Raw genomic sequence first — 21,478 nt, forward strand, 5'->3', positions numbered from 1 at the left:
GGGTAGGCCCGACGGCGGCCCAGCCGATTCCGTCAAATGACGCAGATCGCAGCGGGCGTGTCTCACTCCTTCCGGGGCTCGTCCCCGTTCAGCGCGTCCCGCAGTCCGGCTCTGGTCGTCACGCCGAGCTTGGGATAGATCTGGTAGAGGTGTGTGCTGACCGTCCGGGGCGACAAGAGAAGCTGCTCGGCGATCTGCTTGTTCGTCAGACCCGCTGCCGCCAGCATCGCGATCTCCCGCTGCTGCGGCGTCAGCGCGTCGGGACCGCCGGCTTCGAACCTCCCTGGCGTACCGCCGACCGCCCGCAGTTCCCTGCCCGCCAGGGCGGACCACGGCGCGGCACCCAGCCGTTGGAAGCCGTCGAAGGCATCGCTCAGCTGCCTGCGCGCCTCCACGGTGGCGCGGCTGTTGCGGAGGCGTCGTCCGTAGGACAGCTGGATCCGGGCCTGCTCGAAGGGCCACTGCTCCGCTCCGGCGACGGCGAGCGCTTCTTCGAAATGTTCGGCGAACCGGTCCTCGGGCGCCGCCATGCCCGCGGCTCCCAGAGTGACGAGCGCCAGCCTTGGGGAGATCGCGGGGATGTCCAGTTCTTGGAGGACGGCGACATGCCGGGCGGCCTCGGTGCGCGAGCCGGACCGCTCCGCCGCCTCGACCAGATCGAGAGCGGTCCACAGGGCGTAGGGAACGTAGGGTCGCAGTGTCCCGGCGGGGCTGATCGCGGAAGTGTGGGCGAACGCCTGTTGATACCTCCCTCTGCCCAGCTCACGGAGGGCGTCGATGCCATGGGCGTAGGCGAGCAGGAGTCCGACCCCGCGCGGCGCCGCCCAGCGGATCATCGCCTCGGCGGAGGCCCGGGCGTGGTCGAAACGGCCCTGCGCGGCGGCGATCAACGCGTCCTGGTGGACGAACAGCCATCGGAAGAGTGCGTAGCCGTGCAGCTCACATAGCCGCATGCCCTCCTCGCACAGGTCCAGTGACTCCCTCCATTGACCGGCGAAGAAGTCGTCGTTGGCCAGGACGACCTGGGACTGGAGCTGTGAGGTAATCGCACCGCCGTCCCTGCCGTGTTCGATGACCTTGCGCATGGGGCCCCGGCAGGAGCGCAGCCGGTCCACGTAGGCTCCGGCGTCGACGACCCGGGCCACGTAGGCCGGATCGGGCTCCTGAGTCAACCCGCTGATCAGGTCGTCGAGTTCGTCGAGCACCGGCAGCGCCTGATGGGCGGGATCACCGAACGTCTTGGCGAGGACGATCAGGTAGCGCGGCGGCGGCGGGTCGAAGCGCTTCATCAGGTTGTCCAGCGGCTGCCACATCTCGGCCCGGCCGCTGAAAAGACAGATGGCGATGAAGAACCACAGCGCTTCGATCAGGCCGTGGTCATCGCCGTCCAGGACCTCGCGGATCGCGATGGCGCCCAGGAGCATTCTGTGCGCGGCGTCGACGTCGCCCTCGCTGTTCAACAGGTACGCGGCCGTCGCTACGGCCGCCGCCAGCGTGGCGGGGCCGCCGGGGTCGGCATGCTGGGCATCGGCCAGCAGCCGGGGCACGCTGGCGATGTCGCCTGTCATCTCCGCCCCGATGTAGGCGGCACGGGCCAGCCTGCGACCGCGATCCGGGCCCGAGGGAGTGAGATCCGCCGCGCGGAGCAGGGCGGAGACCGCGCCGACGGCGTCGCCTCGACGGAGGGTCCGGTCGGCGCTCTGTTCCAGGAGCGTCGCGATCAACTCGTCCGGGGCCTCGGCCGCTTCGGCCAGATGCCAGGCACGCCGGTCGGGCTGGTCCGGCATCTGGGCCGCGATCGCCGCGTGCAGGCCGCGCCGCTCCTGGTTAGTGGACATCGCGATCACCGCGGATCGCATCAACGGATGCCGGAACGTGAGGCGGCCACGCTCGCCGTTGACCCGGACCACTTGAGCGCGCTCCGCGGGGGCGAGATCGTCGATGGCACCCGTTCCGAAGGCTGCGACGAGGATGCCCAGGTCACCGCTCGCGTCGAGTGCCGCGAGGAGCAGGGCGTTCCTGGTCGCGACGGGGAGCGGATCGACCCTGGCCGCAAAGAGGTGCTCCAGCCGCTGGCTCAGCGACGGCATCGGGCTCGTCAGCCGTTCATGGCGCCGATCCACGACGCGCACGGGCAGCTCAAGCAGCGCCAGTGGATTTCCCGCCGCTTCCTCCAGCACTTGCTGGCGGAAGCGCGGTGCCAGTCCGGGGAATCGCTGGTCGATCAGGTCGGCCGCGGCGGCCTGGCCGATCGGCATCAATTCGAGGGCCGCGACGCCGCCGCCGTCGAAGAAGCTCGACTCGCCTGCGCGGAAGGCTCCGAGAAAACCGATCCGGGGTCCATCGAGACGCCGTGCGACGAACGCCAGGACGGCCGCGCTCATGCGGTCCAGCCACGGCAGGTCGTCCACGATGACCAGGAGCGCGCCCTCTCCTCGGGCGAGCACGAGCAGTGACAGCATGGCGTTGGACACGGCCAGCCGGTCGGGAGGCGGCCCGTCGTCGAGTCCGAGCGCCGTGGCCAGCGTGCCGCGCTGCAGAGGGCTCAACTCGTCGAGCCGTGGGAGGAACGGCTTCAGCAGGCGATGGAGGGCCGCGTAGGCCAGATCCGTGCCGCCTTCGACTCCGGCGGTCCGGATGACCGGGATCCCGCGCGTCACAGCCGCCTCTTCGGCGGCTTCCAGCAGTGCGGTCTTGCCCACACCCGCCTCGCCATGAAGCACGAGGGAGTCCCCGTTCGCCGCGACTCGCCGCACAAACTCCTCGACGACCTTTAGTTCCTGCTCTCGGCCCAGCAAGGTGCCGTCTCTCGACGACCGGTCGTCCTTCGGCCTCTGCTCCGAGCCGGCGTTCCCTCCGTCGAGCGTCACAGCCCGCACGCTACCGGCCTCAAGACCGTCGTACCACGGGTGAGATCAGGCGGTCCAGGTGATCCCGTAGTGGTCCGAGGGGGCTCGTCGTTCACGGTACGACTCCGCGGCGCCGGGTCATGCGTCGGCCGTGTTGCTGAGGGCGTCGCGGAGGGCGGCCCGGGAGGTGATGCCGAGCTTGGGAAAGACCTGGTAGAGGTGAGTCGAGACGGTGCGTGGGGACAGGAAGAGGCGGGCCGCGATCTCCTTGTTGCTGTAGCCGGCGGCCGCGAGCAGGGCGATCTGATGCTGCTGCGGGGTGAGGGCGGCCAGGCCGGCGGCACTCTTGGGGACGGTGGCGCCGGTCGCGCGGAGCTCGCGATCGGCTCGGTTCGCCCAGGGAATGGCTCCGAGGCGGCGGAAGGCATGGGCGGCCGCGGTGAGGTGGCGGCGGGCGTCGACGGTGCGTCTCGCGCGGCGGAGGTGTGTGCCGTAGCCGAGTTGGACACGGGCGAGGTCGAAGGGCCAGCGATCGTTCCCTGGGTCGGTGATGGCGGTTTCGAGGGCCGCGGTGTCGGGGGCGGCGTCGGTGACGGCCGCACCGGCGAGGATGACCAGGCGGAGCCGTGGGGAGAGCCGGCCGAGGTCGAGTTCGTGAGCTGCGGCGATGTGCGCCGCGGCTTGGGCGGGGCGTCCGCTGTGGAGGGCGGCTTCGACGAGGTCGCCGAGCACCCAGAGGGCGTGCGGGTTGTAGGGGCTGAGGGTGCCGGGCGGGCTGATGGTCGCGGCTTGGTGGAAGGCGGTGTCGAAGTCGCCTTGGCCGAGGGCGGTCAGGCTGCGGATGTGGGAGGCGTAGGCGCCGATGATTCCGGCGCGGCGGGGCCCGGCCCAGGCGTCCATGTGATCCGCGGTGTCGGCGGCGTACTGGAAGTCGCCGCGGGCGGCGGCCAGGAGGGCGTCGATGAGTCGGCCGGGCCAGGTCAGCAGGTCATAACCGTGGGTGTCGCAGAGTTTGAGTCCTTCGTTGATGTGCTGCTGGGCCTCGTCCCAACGGCCGGTGTGGAGGGCGTCCTGGCCGAGGAGGAAGAGCGCCTCGATGGCCGAGGTGACGGCTCCGCCCTCGCGGCCGTGCTGGATGACGCGCTGGAGCGGTTCGCGGCAGGCCGACAGCCGGTCGAGGTAGGCGACGGCGGTGCCGGTGCGGATGATCCGGGCGTGGCTGACTTCGTGGTCGAGGCTCTCGACGGCGGCGTCGGCGCGGTCAAGCAGGTCCGAGGTGAGGCGGGCGGGGTCGCTGAAGGTGCGGGAGAGGATCGCCAGAAGTTCGGGCGGGCGCGGCCGGAGCCGGTCGACGGCGTCGATGAGGGGCGGCCACAGCTCGGCCCGGCCGCCGAAGAAGCAGACCATGAGCAGGGTGTAGAGCACCTCGATGACGACGATGTCGTCCGCTCGGCAGGGGTCGTGGTGTTCGTTGATGGCGGTGGTGAGGAGGCGGTGGGCGGTGTCGACGTCACCGTCTCCGTGCAGGAGCTGGTAGGCGCGGGCGCCCGCGACCGAGAGCTTGTCGTCCGGGCCCGGCCGGGCTTGGCGGGCCTGGTCGAGGAGGCGGGGGGCGTCATGGAGGTCGCCGGTGACGATGATGCCGAGATAGGCCGCTTCGGCCAGGCGTCCGCTTCGGCCCTTGCCGACGGGGCTGAGGTCGGCGGAGCGCAGCAACTGGGTGACGGCGCCGACGGAATCGCCGCGCCGCAGGCTGGCGATGGCGACCCGTTTGAGGAGGGCGGCCACCTTCTCGTCGGGCTCCTGGGCGGCCTCGGACAGGTGCCAGGCGTGCCGTTCGGGCCGGTCGGCGAGGCGGACGGCGAGTTCGGCGTGGGCGAGACGGCGCTGTTCGCTGGTCGACAGGTCGACGACCGCCGATTGGAGGAGGGGGTGGCGGAAGGTGAGCCGGCCGGTCGGTTCGTCGGCGTGGACGAGTCCGGCGCGTTCTGCCGGGCCCAGGCCGTCCTCGGGTCGGGCCGCGGCGATCGCGCGGATCAGTCGCAGGTCGCCGGTTCCGTCAAGTGCGGCGAGAAGGAGGAGGTCGAAGGCCTGTGCCGGGAGCGCCCGGACCCGGGAGGCGAAGGCGTCCTGGAGGCGCCTGCTCAGCGGGAGTGCGGTGGGGAGGGTTCCCGCGACGGCGTGAGCGAGGTCGCCGAGGGAGACGGGGAGTTCGAGCAGGGCCAGCGGGTTGCCCAGGGCCGCGTCCAGCAGGCGCCGCCGCACGCGGGGTGTCATCACCGGGTAGCGGTCGGCCAGCAGCTCCGCCGCGGCCTCGTCCGACAGCGGCTCCACCAGGAGGATGGGGAGGTCGCCCTGGTCGAAGAAGTGGGCTTCGCCTGTACGGTGAGCCGCGACCATGCCCACCCGCTGTCCTGCCAGACGGCGGGCTACCATGCCGAGCACGCTGGCACTCGCCCGGTCCAGCCACGGCAGATCATCGATGATGATCAACAGCGGACGTCGCGCGGACGCCTGGTCCAGCAGAGCCAGGACGGCGTTGGCCACGAGGAGCTGGGCCGGGGCCGGCCCGGCGGCCAGTCCGAGCGCGATGTTGAGGGCGTCGCCGAACAGGGGGCTCAGCCGGACAAGCTCGTCGAGACACGGGTGCAGGAGCTGGTTCAGAGCGGCGTAGGAGATCTCGACCTCGAACTGCGAGCCGGCCGCCCGCAGCACCCTGCCGCCGGCCTCGTCCGCGTGAGCGGCGGCATGATCCAGCAGCGCTGTCTTTCCCACACCGGGATCGCCTGCCAGCAGCAGCGCGCTCCCTGCTTGATCGCCGATTCCCGCGATCAACTCCTCCAGCCGGCGGGTCTCAGCCGCTCGGCCGACCAGCGGCCTCGGCCCTGCGGCGGCCCGATCCTGCCCCGCGCCGAACCTGTCCATCTTGCGACCTTCCGTCATCGGCTGAAACCTGTCCAGCCTCCGGTCACGAAGGAGACGACACCTTCGGCGAAAGCGGCCGGTTCCTCGATATGGCCGAAATGGCCACTGCCGTGGAGGGTGAGGAGCCGGGAGTCCGGGAGGAGCCGGTGGAGCTCGGCCGCCCAGCGGGGACCGCAGATGAAGTCGTGGGCTCCGACGATGACGAGCGCCGGGATCGTGACACTCTTCAGGTCGTGTCGGTCGTCGAACGGTTCAGGCCGCTGGTCGGTGTCCAGCCCGGAGATGTAGGTGCCGGTGATCGCGTCCCGGAACGGCCGGTACTCCTCCTCCCGGGCACGGTGGTCGGCGACGTAGGCGGGAAACAGCGCACGCGCGGCATGGGTGAAGGCCGCGTCGTCACCGATCGTGGGGACCGACTCCCAGACGTCCAAAATCTCCGGGCGGGCGTCGGGACGCTCGGCGAGGAGCGCGCGCAGACTCCGGTCAGCCTCGGCGAAGTGCTCCGAGCCCGCTGACGGAGCGCTCTCGTACAGGATGATCCCGGCGAGGCCGCCGGGCCGGTGGACGGCGTGGTACTGGGCGACGAAGCCGCCGTGGGAGTGGCCGAGCAGGTGGACCGGGCCGCGGCCGAGGTGGCGGCGGAGGCGTTCGAGGACGGTCGAATAGCGGTCGCGGGTGTAGCCGTGCGGGTGGGCGGGCAGCCGGTCCGATCGCCCGGTGCCGATCGGCTCCAGGTAGACCATGGTCAGGTGTCTCTCCAGCTCCGGCATCCGCAGGTAGTCCCACGTGAAGCCGGGCCCTCCCGGATGCGCCACGCAGATCGGGCCGGTGCCGTGCACGTGGAAGGCGACCGTCAGGCCTTCGGCCGTGAAGGAGTGGAGGCCCTGGGACAGAGGCTCTGGGGTGGATGCGGTCATCAGGACTCCCGACTCGAAATCTGGGGGCAGGGACACCGGCAAGATGTCGGCGCGACCTCAAAGTTCGATCGGCAGGAGGTGATCTACATCACACTCGCTCCTCATGGGGCCAGATGCCCAGGAGCTCCGCGGGAACGGCCGCGGGCCGGAGCGGGCGCGGGTGGTGCAGCCGCAGCTGAGTCACTCTGCCGCCGTCCAGGTGCATGATCCAGGCGACCGACGGCGGGCAGTGCGCGGGATCGTCCGCAGGATTGTCGATGACCATCTCCCAGACCGCCAGCGTCCGGCACGCGGCCACGTTGACCGGCCGTTGCCGCACCCCGGCGGACAGGTCGCGGTCCATCGCCCGTTCCAGCAGCGCAGCACCCCCGATCCGCGCGGCTCCACTCATCAGAGCGACCTCGGCGGACCACTCACCTCGCAGGAGCGCGCCGAACCGTCCGTTCTCGGCGGCGGTCAGGGTGTCGCGCGCCTCCGCCCAGCTCGCCTCCGTCCGTGATCGAAGACCGCTGTACGCGCTCTGCGCCGTGCCGGCGAGAGCGTCGAGGAGCTTGGCGCGGGCTTGGCTCAGCCGGCTGCGTACCGTGCCCACCGGCACGCCGCACACCTGGGCGATGGCCTCATAGCCGGTCACGCCCTCGCTGAAGTGACGCAGGATCAGCGGCAGCCGCAACGTGGGAGAGAGCGCCTCGATCGCCTCCCACACCCAGGTCCGCGTGGCGTGGTCGTCCAATGCCCGGCCCGGATCGGCGTCGTAGCCGCCCGACGGCGGCTCAGCCACGGGCTCGACCCGCCGCGCCTCGCGCAGCAGGCCGCGGCACCGGTTCCGCACGATCATCCGCAACCAGGGGCCCACCGCCTCCGGGTCACGGATGTCCCCGATCCGCCGCAACGCGGTGAGCGCCGCGTCCTGCACCACGTCCTCGGCGTCAGGACCTGGCCCCAGAAGACTCAACGCCACCGCCCGCATGCCCGCCCGATGCCGATCCAGGAGCAGCCCTACCGCAGCGACTTCTCCGGCCTGGGCGGCCAGTACCAGCGGCGCGTCATGCTCCCGAAGGTCCGTCATGTTCGACATCCTCGCGTTCCTGTCCCGCGCCGGAGGCACACCGGCCGGAGTCCACTGTCCTGGACGAGGCGGGCCCCGCTCCGGCGCGAGGCCCGCGGCCGTCGATCAGTCCGTGGCCTTGGCCGCGGCTTCGATCTGCTTCGCGGTGATGTCGGGGTGGCTCATCATCGGGACGTGCGAGGCGCCCTTGACCTCGATGACGTGAGACTTGGCACGCTTGTAGAACCAGCGCTCCAGCGCGGGCGGGATCGCCTTGTCCTCGGTCGCGACGATCGCCCACGACGGGATCGTCCGCCAGGCGGCGGCCGTGGTGACGTCGGTGAGGGCCTGCTGGGCGAACGGCCGCTGCGTGATCTGCATCAGGTCGGTGGTGGCCTTGGGCAGATCGGCGGCGAACGCGGCCCGGAACTTGTCGGCCCGCAGGTACAGGTCGACACCGGCCCCGCCGTCGGCAAGCGGATAGGGAACCCCCTGGACGGAGTCGCCGATCAGGCTGCCGGGGAACTTCCCGAGCAGGTCGCCGAGCTGCTCACCCTCGTCCGGCGCGAACGCCGCGACAAAGACCAGCGCCTTGACCGCGCTGTTCCCGGCGGCGGCGTTGGTGATGACCGCGCCGCCGTACGAGTGACCGACCAGCACGATCGGCCCCTCGATCGACTTCAGGACGGACGCGAGGTACGGCGCGTCCGTCGGGAGGCCGCGCAGCGGATTCGCCGGAGCGACGATCTTCGTGTAGCCGTCCTTGCGGAGCCGGTCGATGACGCCGTTCCAGCCGGACGCGTCGGCGAAGCCGCCATGGACGAGCACGACGGTCGGCTTCACCTTCGTGTTGTCGCTGGCCGACGCGGTCGAAGCGGGCAGCGCGAGGAGCGCCGCCGCGGTGGTCACCGCGGCCCCGGAGGCGAGAATCCGGCGACGGGTGAACAAGGGACGAGAAAGCATGACGGGACTCCTTGCAAGGGGAATTGCGTGATCCCGTCCCGCCTGGAGCCAGCAGGCAGGACGGGCAATCGGGTGGCGCCGGAGGAAACGGCGGGCTCAGACTGTGATGCTGGTCGCGGCCTGAGCGATGACGGCCGCGACGGCGGCGGGGTTGGACACGTAGACCGCGTGGCTGCCCGCCACCTCGGTGACCGTCGACCCGGCCCTCTCCGACATCGCCCGCTGGGCGGGCGGCGGGATCATCCGGTCGTCCGCGGCGACCAGATACCACGACGGCTTGATCCGCCAGGCCGGCTCCGACACCGCGCCCGCGAGCGCGTCCACGCCCCACGGCACCTGCGAGTCGGCCATGAACGCCGCCAGGCTGTCCGGGACGTCCGCGGCGAACGACCCGGCGAACTTCTCCCTGTCCAGGAACAGGAAGCCGTCCTGCGGCGGCAGGATCGGCGGCACCGGCGCACCGGGCGGAGGATCGGCGATCAAGGTGTTCACCGACTCGCCCTTGTCCGGCGCGAATGCCGCGATGTAGGCCAGGGCGGCGACGTTCGGGTGGGTGCCGGCCTCGGTGATCACGACACCACCGTAGGAGTGCCCGACCAGCACCGCCGGTCCGTCCAGAGCGTCCAGGGTCCGCTGGGTGACGGCCACGTCGTCGGCCAGGGACAGGGTGGGGTTCTGCACGACGTACACCCGGTAGCCGTCGGCTGTCAGGTGTTCGTACACCCCCTGCCAGCCCGATCCGTCGACGAAACCACCGTGCACCAGCACGATGTTCTTCACTTCGCTCACGACACTGCCTCCGATCCCCCGGGATTCCGACCCGGCTCGATGGGGAGATGACCGGAACGCTAAACCTCCTGCCGCCTCCACCGAATGCGCCAAATGACGTAGACCGCGCAATAGCCGCAGCAGCTACGTCAACTGACGTAGCCCACGCCAGACCACGATCTCGACACCCTGCCGCGCCGAGGACGCCAGGACCGCTCGGAGTGAGCTCGGCTGTCCCCTGGTGATCGCGGAGCAGGCGCAGCGCGGGGGCGGGCGAGGGATGCCGGCTCTTCCTCTGTCTGCGGGTGGTGACCAGGCAGACCGGCCGCAGGCCGGCGGCTCGTTGAGCCGCCGGCCTCACCTCGGTGTGCAGCGGGCCGGTCGACCGAGACGTCGCTGGTGGCCTCGGCGCCGAGGTGGCCCGTACGGGTGATCGGCTCAGGCGGCGGGAATGATCCCGAGCTGCTGAAGGACCTTCACTCCGTCGTCGAGCCCAACTTCCTCGACGATGAGGCCGTCCTGGACCTTGAGCACGGTCGTGCCGGTGAAGCGGAGCGTCCTGCCGGACGCCGCCGGGACGGAGCCGATGGGAAGGTCGTCGAAAACGATCGGCCCGGTGTGCGTGCCGCCGCCCTCCCACTGGCCGACGACGTAGTCACCCTCGGCGATGAGGTCCGCGGTGCCCCAGAAGTTGAGGTCCGGGAACGCGGTGCGGAAGTTGGTCGCGAACGCGCGCACCTCGTCCCGGCCGCGCATGGGCTTGTGCAGCGAGTACTCGAACCGGATGTCCGGGGCGGCGAGTTCGTCGATGATTTCCGGATTGAAGGGATTCCCCCAGAACTCCGTGAACCATCGACCGACAATATCCTTGTTCTTCTGAGACATTCGTTCGTCCCTTTTCGCTGGTATCCGCTGTCAAGCGGAATGACATGTCGAAGACGTTCGGCGGAGCCGATACGTGAGATTCACGGTGATGAATCGAAAGGAATTTCCTGGCGGTCGCGCAGGCCGAGGGCTTCGTAGACGGCCTCGGTCGCCGTACCGCACCGGACGATCACGCGATCGATGCCCGCGGCGCGGGCGTTACGCAGCAGTTCGACCTTGAGCGCCTGTTCCACCCACGGCTCGCGGGTCGGCTCCACCCAGGTCACGACGTCGCGTGGGATCTCGCCGGTCGGGTCGATGACCGAGATTCCGACGGCCTCGTCACCCTCGCACGCCACGACGACGAGATTCTCGTCGCGGATGGTGAAGGGCATCACGTCGATGCCGCCGCAGATCATGGCGGATTGAAGGAGGTCGCCGACTGCCATGGCGAGTTGCGTCGACCGGGTATGGCGATCCGCGAGATTCGGGAAATGGTAGGCGGCGACGGCCGCGCGGCGCTTGAGGGTCCGGTAGGCGTCGGCGTCGAAGCCGGTCAGGTCGTAATGCCGGTCCTGTCGGCTGTTCATTCGTGCATTCTCCGCGCGTCCAGGGTTGTGAAAAGGGTGCCCGCGGCCGCCGGGCGCGGGGCGGCCGCGGGCATGCTGAGCCGACTGGTGTCAGCCACGCCGGGCGGTTCTGCTCCCGGCATCGGGAAGACGCCAGGGCGGGCGGGAACGTGAGATGCGATCATTCGGGGCCGCCGGCCTGCAAGGGAGCCCGCGAGCGGTTTCACGAGGTCCAGATGCCGGAACTGCCCCGTCGGTGCGAGCCGAGCAGGTGGGTGTCGACGATGCCGATCGCCTCCATGAGGGCGTACATGGTGGTCGGGCCGACGAAGGCGAATCCGCGTCGGCGCAGTTCCTTGGACAGGGCGACGGACTCGGCGGACGTCGTGGGGATCTCGGCGAAGGTCCGGGGGCGGGGTGTGGCCTCGGGCCGGAATGACCACACCAGTGCGGCCAGGCCCATCTCCTCGCGCAGCCTGATGGTGGCGCGGGCGTTGGTGATGGTCGCCTCGATCTTCCGCCGGTTGCGGACGATGCCGGTGTCGGCCATCAGCCGGTCGACGTCGGCATCGGTGTACGCGGCGACCGCGTCGGGGCGGAAGTCGTCGAAGGCCGCACGGAACGCGGGCCGCTTGCGCAGGATCGTCGCCCATGACAGGCCCGCCTGGAAGCCTTCGAGGCTGACGCGCTCATAGACGCCGTGCTCGTCGGTGACGGGCATGCCCCATTCGGTGTCGTAGTAGTCGCGCAGCAGCGGCGAGGCGGCCGCCCACGCGGGGCGGGCCAGGCCGTCCGCTCCGATGAGGACCCCGGTGTCGGTGGTCATCCGTCGAGTCCGGTCATGCGCATGGTGATGTTGATCCGTCCGTGGCTGAGGCCGCAGCCCTTGGGGGCGGTGTGCTCGTGCACCTTGGTGACGCCGTGGCAGGCCAGCCGGGCAGGTCCGCCGAAGACGAACAGGTCGCCGGAGGCCGACACCAGGTCGGTGTACGGCCTACCGCGGCTCTCGGCGTCGCCGAACCGGAAGGTGCAACTGCCGCCGATGGACAGCGGGGCGACCGGGGCGCGGAGATCTCGTCCCTGTCCTGGTGCATGCCCAGGCGGGCGGCGGCGTCGTAGAAGTTCACCAGCGCGGTGCCCGGGTCGTGGCCGGCGGCCTGGGGGGCGTCGCGTCCTGGACGGATCGTCCAGCCGGGGAAGGACAGGAGGCGGGCGCCGTTCACGTCGGTGGCCTCCCGGGTGTGCTTGTACGGCTGCCGGTGCCGGCCCAGGCGGCGCCCGGGGCGATCTCGCCCATGACGTTCGGGGAACTCCGGGGTGAACAGCGTCATCGTCGCTCCCCCACCCACCAGGCGGCGCCGTCCGCGCTCGCCCCTGCCAGGCCGTACAGCCGGGCGGGTCCGACGAGGGCGAGCGTGCGCGGGTCGCCGACGGCCGTGGCCGTCGGGTCGGCGTCGTCATCGGCCGGTGTCATCAGCACGGAGCTGTTCATCGTTCTCCGTGTGCTCTTCCACTCCTGGAAGCGGTCGCGGCAGCAGGCTCCGCAGGGGCGGAACCCGGCCGCGATCGCGGTGACCTCGTCGGCGAAGAAGACCCGGTACCTCACATAGCCTCCGCGGGCGATGGCGCGCAACGCGGCTAGGCAGTCGAGCCGCCCATAGATCTTCGACCGGCAATGGCCGCCCCACAGCCCCTTGACCTCGGACTGGTAGGGGCGGCCGTCCGCGCCGAGGAGGGTGTAGGTCTTGGCCGCCTCGCTCATGCGGCGTCGTGGAAGACGAGCGCGAGGGTATGCCGCTCACCGGACCTGATGGCCGAGACGCCGTGCCGTACCGGTGCCGCCGACCAGCCTCGGGCCGACCTGACCGGCCGGTCGCGGGTGGTGAACAGGTAGCCGTGGCCGTGCGGCAGCAGCGTGGCCGTGCCACGGGACTGGGCACGCGGACGCTGTTCCAGCAGGAGAAACTCGCCGCCGGTGTGGTCCACGCCAGGCTCGTTGAGGTTGATCACGACCTGCAGCGGGAACACCAGGTCCCCGTACAGGTCGCGATGCAGGGCGTTCCAATCCTTCGCGCCGTAGCGCAGCAGGATCGCCGTCGACTTCGTCTGGCCGGCGTCGTGGCACATCTCCAGCCACTCGTCGAGCGTGTCGGGCCACGGCACGGGCCGGCCGAGTTTGGCCCACCAGTCACGGGCGATCGGCAGCAGCCGCGGGTAGAGCGCCTGCTTGAGCCGCTCGATCGGCTCCGGGTACGGCGTGCGGAAGTAGCGGTACTCGCCTTCCCCGAAGCGGTGCCTGCCCATGTCGACGGTGCTGCGGAACAGGTCGTCCCTGCCGTACAGCTCCCTGATCTCGACGGTCTCTTCCGGGGTTAGCAGGCGCGGCAGCAATGCTCCGCCGTACTCGTCGATCTCGGCGGTGATCGCCGCCCAGTCGCCGGACTCGACGTGCTCGCGCCATCGGTCCGTGCTCATGCCGCGCTCTCCAGGTCCAGGAGCAGGGTCTTGGCCTCCAGACCGCCGACGTAGCCGCCGGAAGTGCCGTCCGTACGGAGCACGCGATGGCACGGGACGACGATCGGCAGCGGATTGGTGGCGCAGGCGGTGCCGACCGCGCGGACAGCCTTGGGATTGCCGACGAGTTCGGCCATGTCCCGGTAGCTGCGGGTCTGGCCGTACCCGATCTGAGGCAGATGCGTCTGCACCAGGCGCCGGAATCCGTGCGACAGGGACAGGTCAAGCTTCAGATCGAAGACCTGGCGGCGCCTGGCGAAGTACTCGTCGATCTCACGGGCCGCCGCGTCCAGCCGCTTCGGTGCACGCAGGATACGCGGGCTGATCTTCTGGCTGAGGGTTTCCAGGACCCGGTCATGGTCCTCACGCGCGTACGCCACCCGGACCAGCCCCTCGGGTGTGGCGGCGAGCAGCAACGTGCCGACAGGCGAGTCGATGGTGGTGTAGGCGACGTCGACGAGCTGGGCGCGCGCGGCCTCCTGCTCCAGACGGTGGTGGAGTCGGCGGAGCGTGTCGTCGTCCACGGGCGTCGACAGCAGGGCGGACAGGTCGTCATCGTGGCGGATGTCGTTCATGATGATGCTCCTCTCGTGAGCGCGCCCGGATAGGTCTTTCTCAGGTTCTTGAGCCCGTCCGCGGCCGCTCTTCTGGCCGCCTCGACGGTGCCGCCGAGAATCTCCGCGATCTCGGCGTACGCCAGGCCCGCCACGTAGCGGTAGGCGATGGCCTGGCGTTGCTTGGCGGGGAGCTCCTTAACCGCGGCCCACAACTCGCCGTCCTCAGAACCGGGAAGCGCGGCCGGTCCCTCCGGCACCTCCTCGACGGGCAGAGGAGCCCGTTTCGCGACGCGCAGCACGTCGATCGCCTTGCGGTGGGCGATCGTCACGAGCCAGGCTTCCACGTTCGCCGTCTCGGGCAGGTCGGGATAGGCGCGCAGGGCGGACAGGAACGTCTCCGACCAGGCGTCGTCCGCGTCGTGCGGGCCAAGGAGAACCCGGCAGACGCGCAGCACGGTTGCGCCGTGCTGCGCGACCACGTTCTCGAACGGTTGCTTCATATCCCATCCCATCGACAAACGTGATCTTCCGGTCAGAACAGCCGTCCGGCGCTGACGTCGGCCGATTCCTCGAGTTCCAGCAGCATCCGCTTGCGCTTGAGCCCGCCGGCGTATCCGGTGAGGGAACCATTGGAGCCGATGACGCGGTGGCATGGCACGAAGACACACAGTGGGTTCGCACCCACGGCCGCTCCGACCTTCTGCGCGAGCGCCCGGTCGCCGAGTTCCTCGGCGATCCGGCCGTAGGTGGTCGTGTCACCGCACTGAATGCGCTTCACGACGTCCCAGACGGCGTGCCGGAACGCGTCGCCCTCGGCGGCGAGTGGCAGATCGAACTGTCTGCGCTCACCCGCCAGGTACTGGCGCAACTGACGGGCGGCCTCGTCCAGCAGCCGGTCCGCGGACTCGGTCACCTCGGAGCCGAACGTCTCCTGCGCAGGCCGGCGAACGTGATACCGGAAGTACAGGCCGATGATCGCCTCGCCCATCGCGACGATGGTGAGCGAGCCGAGGCGGGTTTCGATCACGAGGTGGCGGGTGCTCATCTGTATCCCTTCTTCTGCCTGGAAGACGTCCGCCACCGGCCGAACGTGAGATCCCAGATCGTCGCACTACGCTCGCTGCTCCATGGCGGAGATCGACGTGCTGCGTGCGGTGGCCTACGTCGCCTGCGGGCTCGCCGTCCCCAAGACCGCGTTCAGCGCACTCGCGGTGCAAGCCGCCGCAGCAGCCGCCACGGACGTAGGAAACCTGCCCCGGCCGATCTCAGGCGCGCCGAAGTCCTGGCGGCGATTCAGGGCGGCGCACGATGAAGGCCGCAACGGTGAGGCCGGCGCGAGCCGCCGCCCCGATCTGGGGCGGCGGCCAGATGGCTCGCCTTGACGCCTCAAAGTGTGAGTGGTTTATTACTCACATGACGACCAACCGAGGGCGACAGCTGTCCACCGCCGAGGAGCGGCGGGAGACGGTGCTCGCCACCGCCATCGGTGCCTTTGCCGCCCGCGGCTACTGGGGTACGACCACGACGGAGGTGGCCAAGGCTGCCGGAATCTCCCAGGCCTACGTCTACCGGCTGTTCCCGAGCAAGGAGTCCCTGTTCGTGGCGGTCGTCGAGCACTGCTTCGTGAAGGTGCGCGGCGCCCTGGAGCAGGCGGTCGCCACCCACGGCGGCGGCTCGGCCGAGGCCGTCCTGCACGCGATGGGCGACGCCTACGCCCGGCTGATCAGCGACAACGACCTGATGCTGATACAGCTGCACGCCCAGGCGGCGGCGGTGTCCGAGCCCGCCGTGCGTGAGGTGGTCCGGCAGGGCTACGCCCGGCTGGTGGAGTACGTACGCGGCGCCTCCGGCGGCGGCGAGGCCCAGATCCAGGACTTCTTCGCCCAGGGGATGCTGTGCCACCTGCTGGTGTCCATCGGCGCCGACGAGGTCCAGGCGCCCTGGACACGGACCCTCTCGGCGGGCATCACGCACTACTGAGCCCTCCCGGGCGATCCGCCCGGGTTGAGGCCGGCGGGGCTCGCGCCCCGCCCTTTTCTCACCACGAGGATGAGTGGTTAACCACACACATCGCGAGTCGGAGATGCGTAAGACAGCCACGGGCCCGGCGCTCGCGGCGTTGGCCGCGGCGCAGTTCCTCGTCGTGCTCGGCAACTCGATCGTGAACGTAGCGCTTCCGCAGATCCAGGACGGCGCCGGCCTTTCCGACGGCGGCACAACCTGGGTCGTCAACGCCTACGGGCTGGCGTTCGGCGCCCTGCTGCTGGCCGGGGGGCGGGCCGCGGACCTGCTGGGCCATCGCAGGCTTCTGCTGGGCGGGCTGGCGGTTTTCGGGACGGCCTCGGCCGTGTCGGGTCTGGCGTCCTCGCCGGGTGTGCTGATCACGGCTCGTGCCGTGCAGGGGATGGGAGCGGCGGCGATCGCCCCGGCTGCGCTGGCCGTGGTGATGAGCCTGTTCCCACCGGGCCCCGGCCGGGGCAGGGCGCTGGGAGTGTGGGGCGCGGTCTCGGGCGCCGGCGGCGCCGCCGGGGTGCTCTTGGGCGGTCTCCTGGCCCAGGCGTGGGGCTGGCGGGCGCTGTTCTTCGCCGTCACCGCCGGCACCTTCGCGGTGCTGCTCGCCGTCGCGCTCGGCACTGCGCCTGCCGATAACTACATCCGCCCAGGTCATGACTCTGCGAGGGTTCTGTGTGGGGTACGCGAGCTCCGGTCCCTCGGGAGACGGGAACGCGTACGGCAGGATGATCCGCTGTGCTGCTTCGCTTGGCCTACCTAACTGTCACGAACGCCTTCGCCGCGCTGTGGTTACTGCCCATGAGCGATCGAGACAAGGACGTGGAGATTCTCGTTCTACGTCACCAGATTTCTGTCCTCGAACGCCAACTCGGCGCTGACACCAGAGTGCGATTCGCGCCCGAGGACCGAGCCCTTCTCGCCGCTCTCCTGACCTCGCTGCCCCGGGAGGTCCTGTGCCGGCTGCGGCTGCTCATCCGCCCAGACACCGTCCTGCGCTGGCACCGCGATCTGATGAAACGTCGTCATGCCCGTGCCTGCCGACCGAAGCGGCCTGGCCGTCCACCCACCGTCCAGTCCATCCGCGCTCTCGTCCTGCGCCTGGTCCGGGAGAATCCCGGCTGGGGCTACCGGCGGGTGCACGGCGAGCTCACCACACTCGGTATCAAGGTCGCGCCGTCCACCGTGTGGGAAATCCTCAAACAGGCCGGTCTCGATCCGGCACCCGAACGAGCCTCCACCACATGGGCCGGCTTCCTGCGCTCGCAAGCCGACGCTCTGCTGGCCGCCGATTTCATCGAGACCATCACCTTGAACGGGCAGCGCCAGTACATCCTGGTGGTGATCGAGCACGCCACCAGGCGGGTCCGTGTGCTCGGCACCACCGCGCACCCGAGCGCAAGCTGGGTCACCCAGGCGATCAAGAATCTGGTGATGGACCTGGACGATGCGGGCCGCAGAGCGCGGTTTCTGATCAGAGACAGGGATGGGAAGTTCCCGGCCCTCATGGATGCGATTCTCGCCGAGGCCGACATCAAGACAGTGCTCACCGGTATCCGGATGCCGCGGATGAACTCGATCATGGAGCGGTGGGTGCAGTCGTGCCGGCACGAGCTTCTCGACCGCTGCCTGATCTGGAACGAACGCCACCTGCGGCACGCCTTGCGGGAGTACGAACGGTTTACAACCAGCACCGGGCCCATCAAGCCCTGAACCAATCCGCCCCGCTGCGTCCCGCCCCGGACCCGATTACGGCCCCCAAGCGAATCACCGACCTGAACATATGTAGAAGAGCCCGGCTCGGCGGTGTCCTCCACGAATACTCACATGCCGCTTGACCTGCATGGACGGAATTTTCGGCAGGCACAGGCTTCAAGCTGGGCCCCGTCACCGTACGCCAACTCCTCACCCACACCGCGGGCTTGCCCCTGCGAGCAAACCTCAAGAACCTCTACGGCAGCGACCCGCGCCAGATCCGGGACGGCGTCCTCCGCGAAACCCTGCACCGCCCACCCGGCCAGGCCGTCGAGTACACCGACCGGGCCGCCCTCATCCTCGGTTTCCTCGCCGAGCATCTCGCCGGCACTCCGCTGGACCAACTCGCTCAGGCGGACGTCTGGCGCCCCATGGGCATGACCACCACTAGCTTCGGCCCACTTCCACCCACGCTCATAGAGCGCTGCGCCCCCACTGAATACGACGAGGAGACTGGCCGACACCTCAAGGGCACAGCCCATGACTTCTCAGCCCGGCTGCTCGGCGGCGTATGCGGAATCGCCGGCGCCTTCTCCACCTTGCCTGATCTGGCGCAGTACCTGCGGCACCTGCTCGCTCCCAGCCCCGGGCGGGGGTTCGGCGCCGCCTGGACCCAAGAGTCTCTCCAAGTGCACACGGGAGATCTACAGCCGGCGCGCGGCCTGTTCTGGCACCCGGCCGCCGAATCCGATCCCGCTGACGCCATCTTCGTCCACTACGGCTTCACGGGGACCGGGATGTGGATCTCACCCAAGCAAGATCGATGGGCGGTGCTGCTGACGAACAAGCTCTACTACGGTCGCGATCGCCAGCCGCTGACCGAGATTCGCAACGCCTTCCGCGCCCTGGCGTTCGTGTAGGGTGCGTCATCTGTGGAGCACCTCGCTCAAGCGCTTCTCTGTCCGATAGTCCCCTGGCACGCCAAGGCTGCGTTGGTGCTGACGTAGCAGCTCGGCGGTGCGCGAGGCATCGTCGCGCCGATCGAGCCGCAGCTGCAACCGGATGATGCGGAAGTACGTCTCCTCGGTATCAGGGTCCAGCTCGCGGGCACGCTCCAGTGCGGCCAACGCGCCTTCGGCGTCCACGTCCGTAAGGTGTTCCGCCAGTTGTGCGAGAACGTCGGCCTGGGAGCGGGTCAACGGATACCGCTGGTCCTCGATCCACTCCGCAGTAAGCCCCTCGGCCAGCTCGCCAGTGCACAACTCGGCCGCCTTCGTGAGAGCAACGAGACGGTCGGCTGGCTCAACGGCTGACCTGATCCGCTCCAGCGCCTTCTCGTAGTCCCAGAGGTCAACGCTGATGAGGTCGCGATCGATGCGGTAGACCGCGGAGTCCTTCGTTGTCGAGGCACTGATGAACGGTGCCCGTTTCGCCTCGACGCTCTTGTGCCCTGTCGCAGCCACAAGTGCGCCTCGGAGGTGCCTGAGGGCGTTGTGGATGTCCTTGCCGAGATCGTCGGGCCAGAGCGCGGTGGCCAGCTGATCACGGGTCACACCATTCGGATGCAGGGCGAGGTAGGTCAGCGTGTTCAGCTGCAGCCAGCTCAGCGTCAGTGCTTCTGACCGGCCACGAACATGTACGGCAGGATGACCGAGAACCGTCAGGCGAACTGGCGTGGGGTCCGGCCAATCACAGGGTTCTTCGTCTGTCGCAGGCGCAGGACCGTCCTCCTTCTCTGGGACGAGCTGACGTAGGTGAGCCACAGCTTCGTCCGCGTTGATGTGGAACAGGCGCGCGTCCATCATCGATTCGCTGTCAGGCCCTTCGACGCTCTCCACCTCATGCGTCTCGCCGATGTCGCAAGTGATGCCCCCTGGCCAGGGCCCCAAGAACAAGCCGCCCACCCCCGCACGCCACCCGGATGTGAGAGGTGCCGTGACGTGCTCATAGACCTCGTCATCGAGGTCGGTGATGAGCAGGATGGCAGGCAGGGCTTCGCCTGGATCGTTTCGGCGTACTTCGCCGATGTCCGTCGACTCGCGTTCGAGCACGATCCGGGTACGCATGAAGTACGTCTCCTCGAACTGCCGCAAGGCGTCCTCATGCGAAGCGGCAAGCAGGAGCCCTGGCAGCGCGGCACCGATCTGGTCGACTTCCTTTCCAGACAGACCGAGCAGCTTCTCCGCCAAGGCCGAGCAGAAGATGGTCTGAACGCGGTAGTTGCTCGACTGGCGAAGCAGGTCGACGATCAGATAGCGAACGACGTCATGTGCTCCAGCACCGGTGAGACCAAGCCCAGGTCCTTCAAGGGCGACGCGTAGCGGCGAGCCGTCCCGTCTCTGCCCCAGATGGATCTGATTGGGGACGTCGATGGAGTGCTCCTGCTGGATCAGCTCCCCATCGGCGGGTATCGGCTCGGCCCGTTGGGCGAACGCACGACGGTGGGCACGGCGCAGCTCCAGGACAGGGGCTGGCGGTTCGGGCTCGGGAGTGATGACCACAGGTTCGTCGGAGGTTGGGGGAATTCGCCGACGGCGTCGATGGAGACGACCAGCGACATAGGCGGTGCTGATCCCAGCGGCGTACGACAGGGCCACCAACGAGCCCGATGAGAGCTGAACGACATCATCGCTCTCACGCTGCTGGAATGGCGTGATCGACGGTTTGGCCGGAATCGGTTCTGCCACAGGCGACTGCTGCCTCGGCGGCACTGCACGGGAGATCTCTGAGCGCTTGAGCGGAATACGAAGCTTCCATCCAGGATGGATCACACCTGGATTCGTGAAGGCCCGACCATGTGGTTGCCGTGATCCGGCGTTGGCCTTCCAGATCTTCGGCCAACGGCGTGGGCTGCCCAGTTCCTCGTCGGCGATACCCCAGAGAGAGTCACCTTCCTTCACCCGGTAGATCCGCTCCTTCGGGGGCGACTCCACAGCTGGGGTGACTGCATGCCCCAGTGGATGCGCGGTCGCCACGGCGATCACATCCGGTGGAGCTGCGGCACTACTAACCCCTGGAGTGAGGACTGCCAGCGTCGCTGAGGCGACCAAGTACGCGACGAGGCGTTGCATCCCTTGAAGACCTGCGAGCCTGGGGACGGCACGTCGGCCTCGCAGTTTGGCGATGACCTCGACGAGGACGCTGGTCGTGAATGCCGCCCATGCCGCCCATGCGACGATTTCCAGGCCCGCGACGAAGAGGGTTCCGTCGGCCGGAGCGCTCAACACTTCAGTGACTTCGCGCCAGCTCGGCAGGTGGTCCGGGACGGGGGACCCCACGATCTCGCAGAACAGGACGGGGAAGCCGACGACACCTGAAAGCAGCACGGCGAAGGCGGCCACAGCACGCAGCAACCGAAGCATCGTCATCGGCCGGGCCCTTCTACGCCTGCGACCAGGTTCGCATCGGCATGCGTCGTCATGGACACCGTCGTCATGCCTATCAGGGCGAGCAGCCAGGTCGCCTTGGTGACCGTGACAGTGACCTGAACAGAGGTGGGCCCGGAGATGACGACATCGCCCTGATGGCCGGTGCGGGACAGATGCTCTCGGGCCGCGCGAAGAGCGGCACCGCGGTCGACGACCAGCTTCTCACCGCGATAGGCCGCGGCACGATCGATCTGTCCTGCCCCCGCTCGGGCGGCTTCCTCAGCGACGCCTACCGCCTCCCAACCGGCCCTCAGCTTGTTGCCCAGATCGACGACCAGGCCGACGAACAGCATCAGGACCATGACGAGAATCAGGGCGTACGGCGTGATCGAGCCTCGCTCACTGTCCGGCGGCGTCCAACGTCGCATGGC

General features: G+C 69.3%; 21 protein-coding genes and 1 pseudogene. 5 read left to right on the forward strand and 17 right to left on the reverse strand.

All coding sequences use genetic code 11. The features are described from left to right. Window positions 1-62: 62 nt before the first annotated feature. From ACWCSU_RS10380 to ACWCSU_RS10450, 15 genes and pseudogenes are all read right to left on the reverse strand, one after another. Entirely contained in the window at window positions 63-2,870 is a 2,808-nt protein-coding gene (locus ACWCSU_RS10380; protein WP_449934801.1) for an ATP-binding protein, read from the reverse strand. Window positions 2,871-2,987: 117 nt separating this feature from the next. Beyond that, entirely contained in the window at window positions 2,988-5,792 is a 2,805-nt protein-coding gene (locus ACWCSU_RS10385) for an ATP-binding protein (protein ID WP_449934802.1), read from the reverse strand. After that, entirely contained in the window at window positions 5,789-6,691 is a 903-nt protein-coding gene (locus ACWCSU_RS10390; protein WP_449934803.1) for an alpha/beta fold hydrolase, read from the reverse strand. Before ACWCSU_RS10390 ends, ACWCSU_RS10385 begins: the two co-directional genes overlap by 4 nt. Before the next feature lie 88 nt (window positions 6,692-6,779). Continuing rightward, window positions 6,780-7,760, reverse strand: a complete 981-nt coding sequence (locus ACWCSU_RS10395) for an RNA polymerase sigma factor (protein WP_449934804.1) — start codon at window positions 7,758-7,760, stop codon at window positions 6,780-6,782. Window positions 7,761-7,865: 105 nt separating this feature from the next. Continuing rightward, window positions 7,866-8,702 (reverse strand): alpha/beta fold hydrolase, encoded by an 837-nt coding sequence (locus ACWCSU_RS10400; protein WP_449934805.1) that lies wholly within the window; start codon window positions 8,700-8,702, stop codon window positions 7,866-7,868. A 96-nt stretch (window positions 8,703-8,798) separates the two neighbouring features. Beyond that, window positions 8,799-9,491, reverse strand: a complete 693-nt coding sequence (locus ACWCSU_RS10405; RefSeq protein ID WP_387661177.1) for an alpha/beta fold hydrolase — start codon at window positions 9,489-9,491, stop codon at window positions 8,799-8,801. 417 nt (window positions 9,492-9,908) lie between these two features. Then, a complete protein-coding gene (locus ACWCSU_RS10410; protein ID WP_449934806.1) occupies window positions 9,909-10,355 on the reverse strand; it encodes an ester cyclase in 447 nt (148 codons plus the stop codon). A gap of 80 nt (window positions 10,356-10,435) precedes the next feature. Next, window positions 10,436-10,924: a hypothetical protein gene (locus ACWCSU_RS10415; RefSeq protein ID WP_449934807.1), complete on the reverse strand. Its 489-nt coding sequence runs from the start codon at window positions 10,922-10,924 to the stop codon at window positions 10,436-10,438. A 202-nt stretch (window positions 10,925-11,126) separates the two neighbouring features. Further along, window positions 11,127-11,729 carry a DNA-3-methyladenine glycosylase I gene (locus tag ACWCSU_RS10420; protein WP_449934808.1) on the reverse strand — a complete coding sequence of 201 codons (603 nt, stop codon included), beginning with the start codon at window positions 11,727-11,729 and terminating at the stop codon, window positions 11,127-11,129. After that, window positions 11,726-12,234, reverse strand: a pseudogene (locus ACWCSU_RS10425) (alpha-ketoglutarate-dependent dioxygenase AlkB). Before ACWCSU_RS10425 ends, ACWCSU_RS10420 begins: the two are co-directional and overlap by 4 nt. Further along, window positions 12,231-12,665 (reverse strand): hypothetical protein, encoded by a 435-nt coding sequence (locus ACWCSU_RS10430; RefSeq protein WP_449934809.1) that lies wholly within the window; start codon window positions 12,663-12,665, stop codon window positions 12,231-12,233. Before ACWCSU_RS10430 ends, ACWCSU_RS10425 begins: the two are co-directional and overlap by 4 nt. Further along, a complete protein-coding gene (locus ACWCSU_RS10435) occupies window positions 12,662-13,378 on the reverse strand; it encodes a 2OG-Fe(II) oxygenase (protein WP_449934810.1) in 717 nt (238 codons plus the stop codon). Before ACWCSU_RS10435 ends, ACWCSU_RS10430 begins: the two co-directional genes overlap by 4 nt. Further along, the gene (locus ACWCSU_RS10440) at window positions 13,375-13,992 is read right to left on the reverse strand and encodes a methylated-DNA--[protein]-cysteine S-methyltransferase (RefSeq protein ID WP_449934811.1); all 618 of its coding nucleotides are present in this window, start codon (window positions 13,990-13,992) and stop codon (window positions 13,375-13,377) included. The genes ACWCSU_RS10435 and ACWCSU_RS10440 overlap by 4 nt, the downstream gene beginning before the upstream one ends. After that, window positions 13,989-14,474 (reverse strand): RNA polymerase sigma factor, encoded by a 486-nt coding sequence (locus ACWCSU_RS10445; protein WP_449934812.1) that lies wholly within the window; start codon window positions 14,472-14,474, stop codon window positions 13,989-13,991. Before ACWCSU_RS10445 ends, ACWCSU_RS10440 begins: the two co-directional genes overlap by 4 nt. Before the next feature lie 32 nt (window positions 14,475-14,506). Then, window positions 14,507-15,055: a methylated-DNA--[protein]-cysteine S-methyltransferase gene (locus ACWCSU_RS10450; RefSeq protein ID WP_449934813.1), complete on the reverse strand. Its 549-nt coding sequence runs from the start codon at window positions 15,053-15,055 to the stop codon at window positions 14,507-14,509. A 46-nt stretch (window positions 15,056-15,101) separates the two neighbouring features. Between ACWCSU_RS10450 and ACWCSU_RS10455 the strand changes: the two genes are divergently transcribed. The 5 genes from ACWCSU_RS10455 to ACWCSU_RS10475 all read left to right on the forward strand — a co-directional run bounded on the left by ACWCSU_RS10455 (window position 15,102) and on the right by ACWCSU_RS10475 (window position 18,599). Continuing rightward, complete coding sequence (locus ACWCSU_RS10455) at window positions 15,102-15,356, forward strand: hypothetical protein (RefSeq protein WP_449934814.1); 255 nt, start codon at window positions 15,102-15,104, stop codon at window positions 15,354-15,356. 31 nt (window positions 15,357-15,387) lie between these two features. Then, the gene (locus ACWCSU_RS10460; protein WP_449934815.1) at window positions 15,388-15,954 is read left to right on the forward strand and encodes a TetR/AcrR family transcriptional regulator; all 567 of its coding nucleotides are present in this window, start codon (window positions 15,388-15,390) and stop codon (window positions 15,952-15,954) included. A gap of 103 nt (window positions 15,955-16,057) precedes the next feature. Further along, window positions 16,058-16,747 carry an MFS transporter gene (locus ACWCSU_RS10465; RefSeq protein WP_449934816.1) on the forward strand — a complete coding sequence of 230 codons (690 nt, stop codon included), beginning with the start codon at window positions 16,058-16,060 and terminating at the stop codon, window positions 16,745-16,747. Beyond that, entirely contained in the window at window positions 16,723-17,697 is a 975-nt protein-coding gene (locus tag ACWCSU_RS10470; RefSeq protein WP_449934817.1) for a helix-turn-helix domain-containing protein, read from the forward strand. The genes ACWCSU_RS10465 and ACWCSU_RS10470 overlap by 25 nt, the downstream gene beginning before the upstream one ends. A gap of 164 nt (window positions 17,698-17,861) precedes the next feature. After that, window positions 17,862-18,599, forward strand: a complete 738-nt coding sequence (locus ACWCSU_RS10475; protein ID WP_449935098.1) for a serine hydrolase domain-containing protein — start codon at window positions 17,862-17,864, stop codon at window positions 18,597-18,599. 6 nt (window positions 18,600-18,605) lie between these two features. Here the strand turns inward: ACWCSU_RS10475 and ACWCSU_RS10480 are convergent, their stop codons facing one another. Beyond that, a complete protein-coding gene (locus ACWCSU_RS10480; protein WP_449934818.1) occupies window positions 18,606-21,047 on the reverse strand; it encodes a LysM peptidoglycan-binding domain-containing protein in 2,442 nt (813 codons plus the stop codon). Further along, window positions 21,044-21,475 (reverse strand): pilus assembly protein TadG-related protein, encoded by a 432-nt coding sequence (locus ACWCSU_RS10485; RefSeq protein ID WP_449934819.1) that lies wholly within the window; start codon window positions 21,473-21,475, stop codon window positions 21,044-21,046. Before ACWCSU_RS10485 ends, ACWCSU_RS10480 begins: the two co-directional genes overlap by 4 nt. Window positions 21,476-21,478: the final 3 nt, after the last annotated feature.

The sequence above is a fragment of the Nonomuraea sp. NPDC001699 genome (assembly GCF_053596455.1).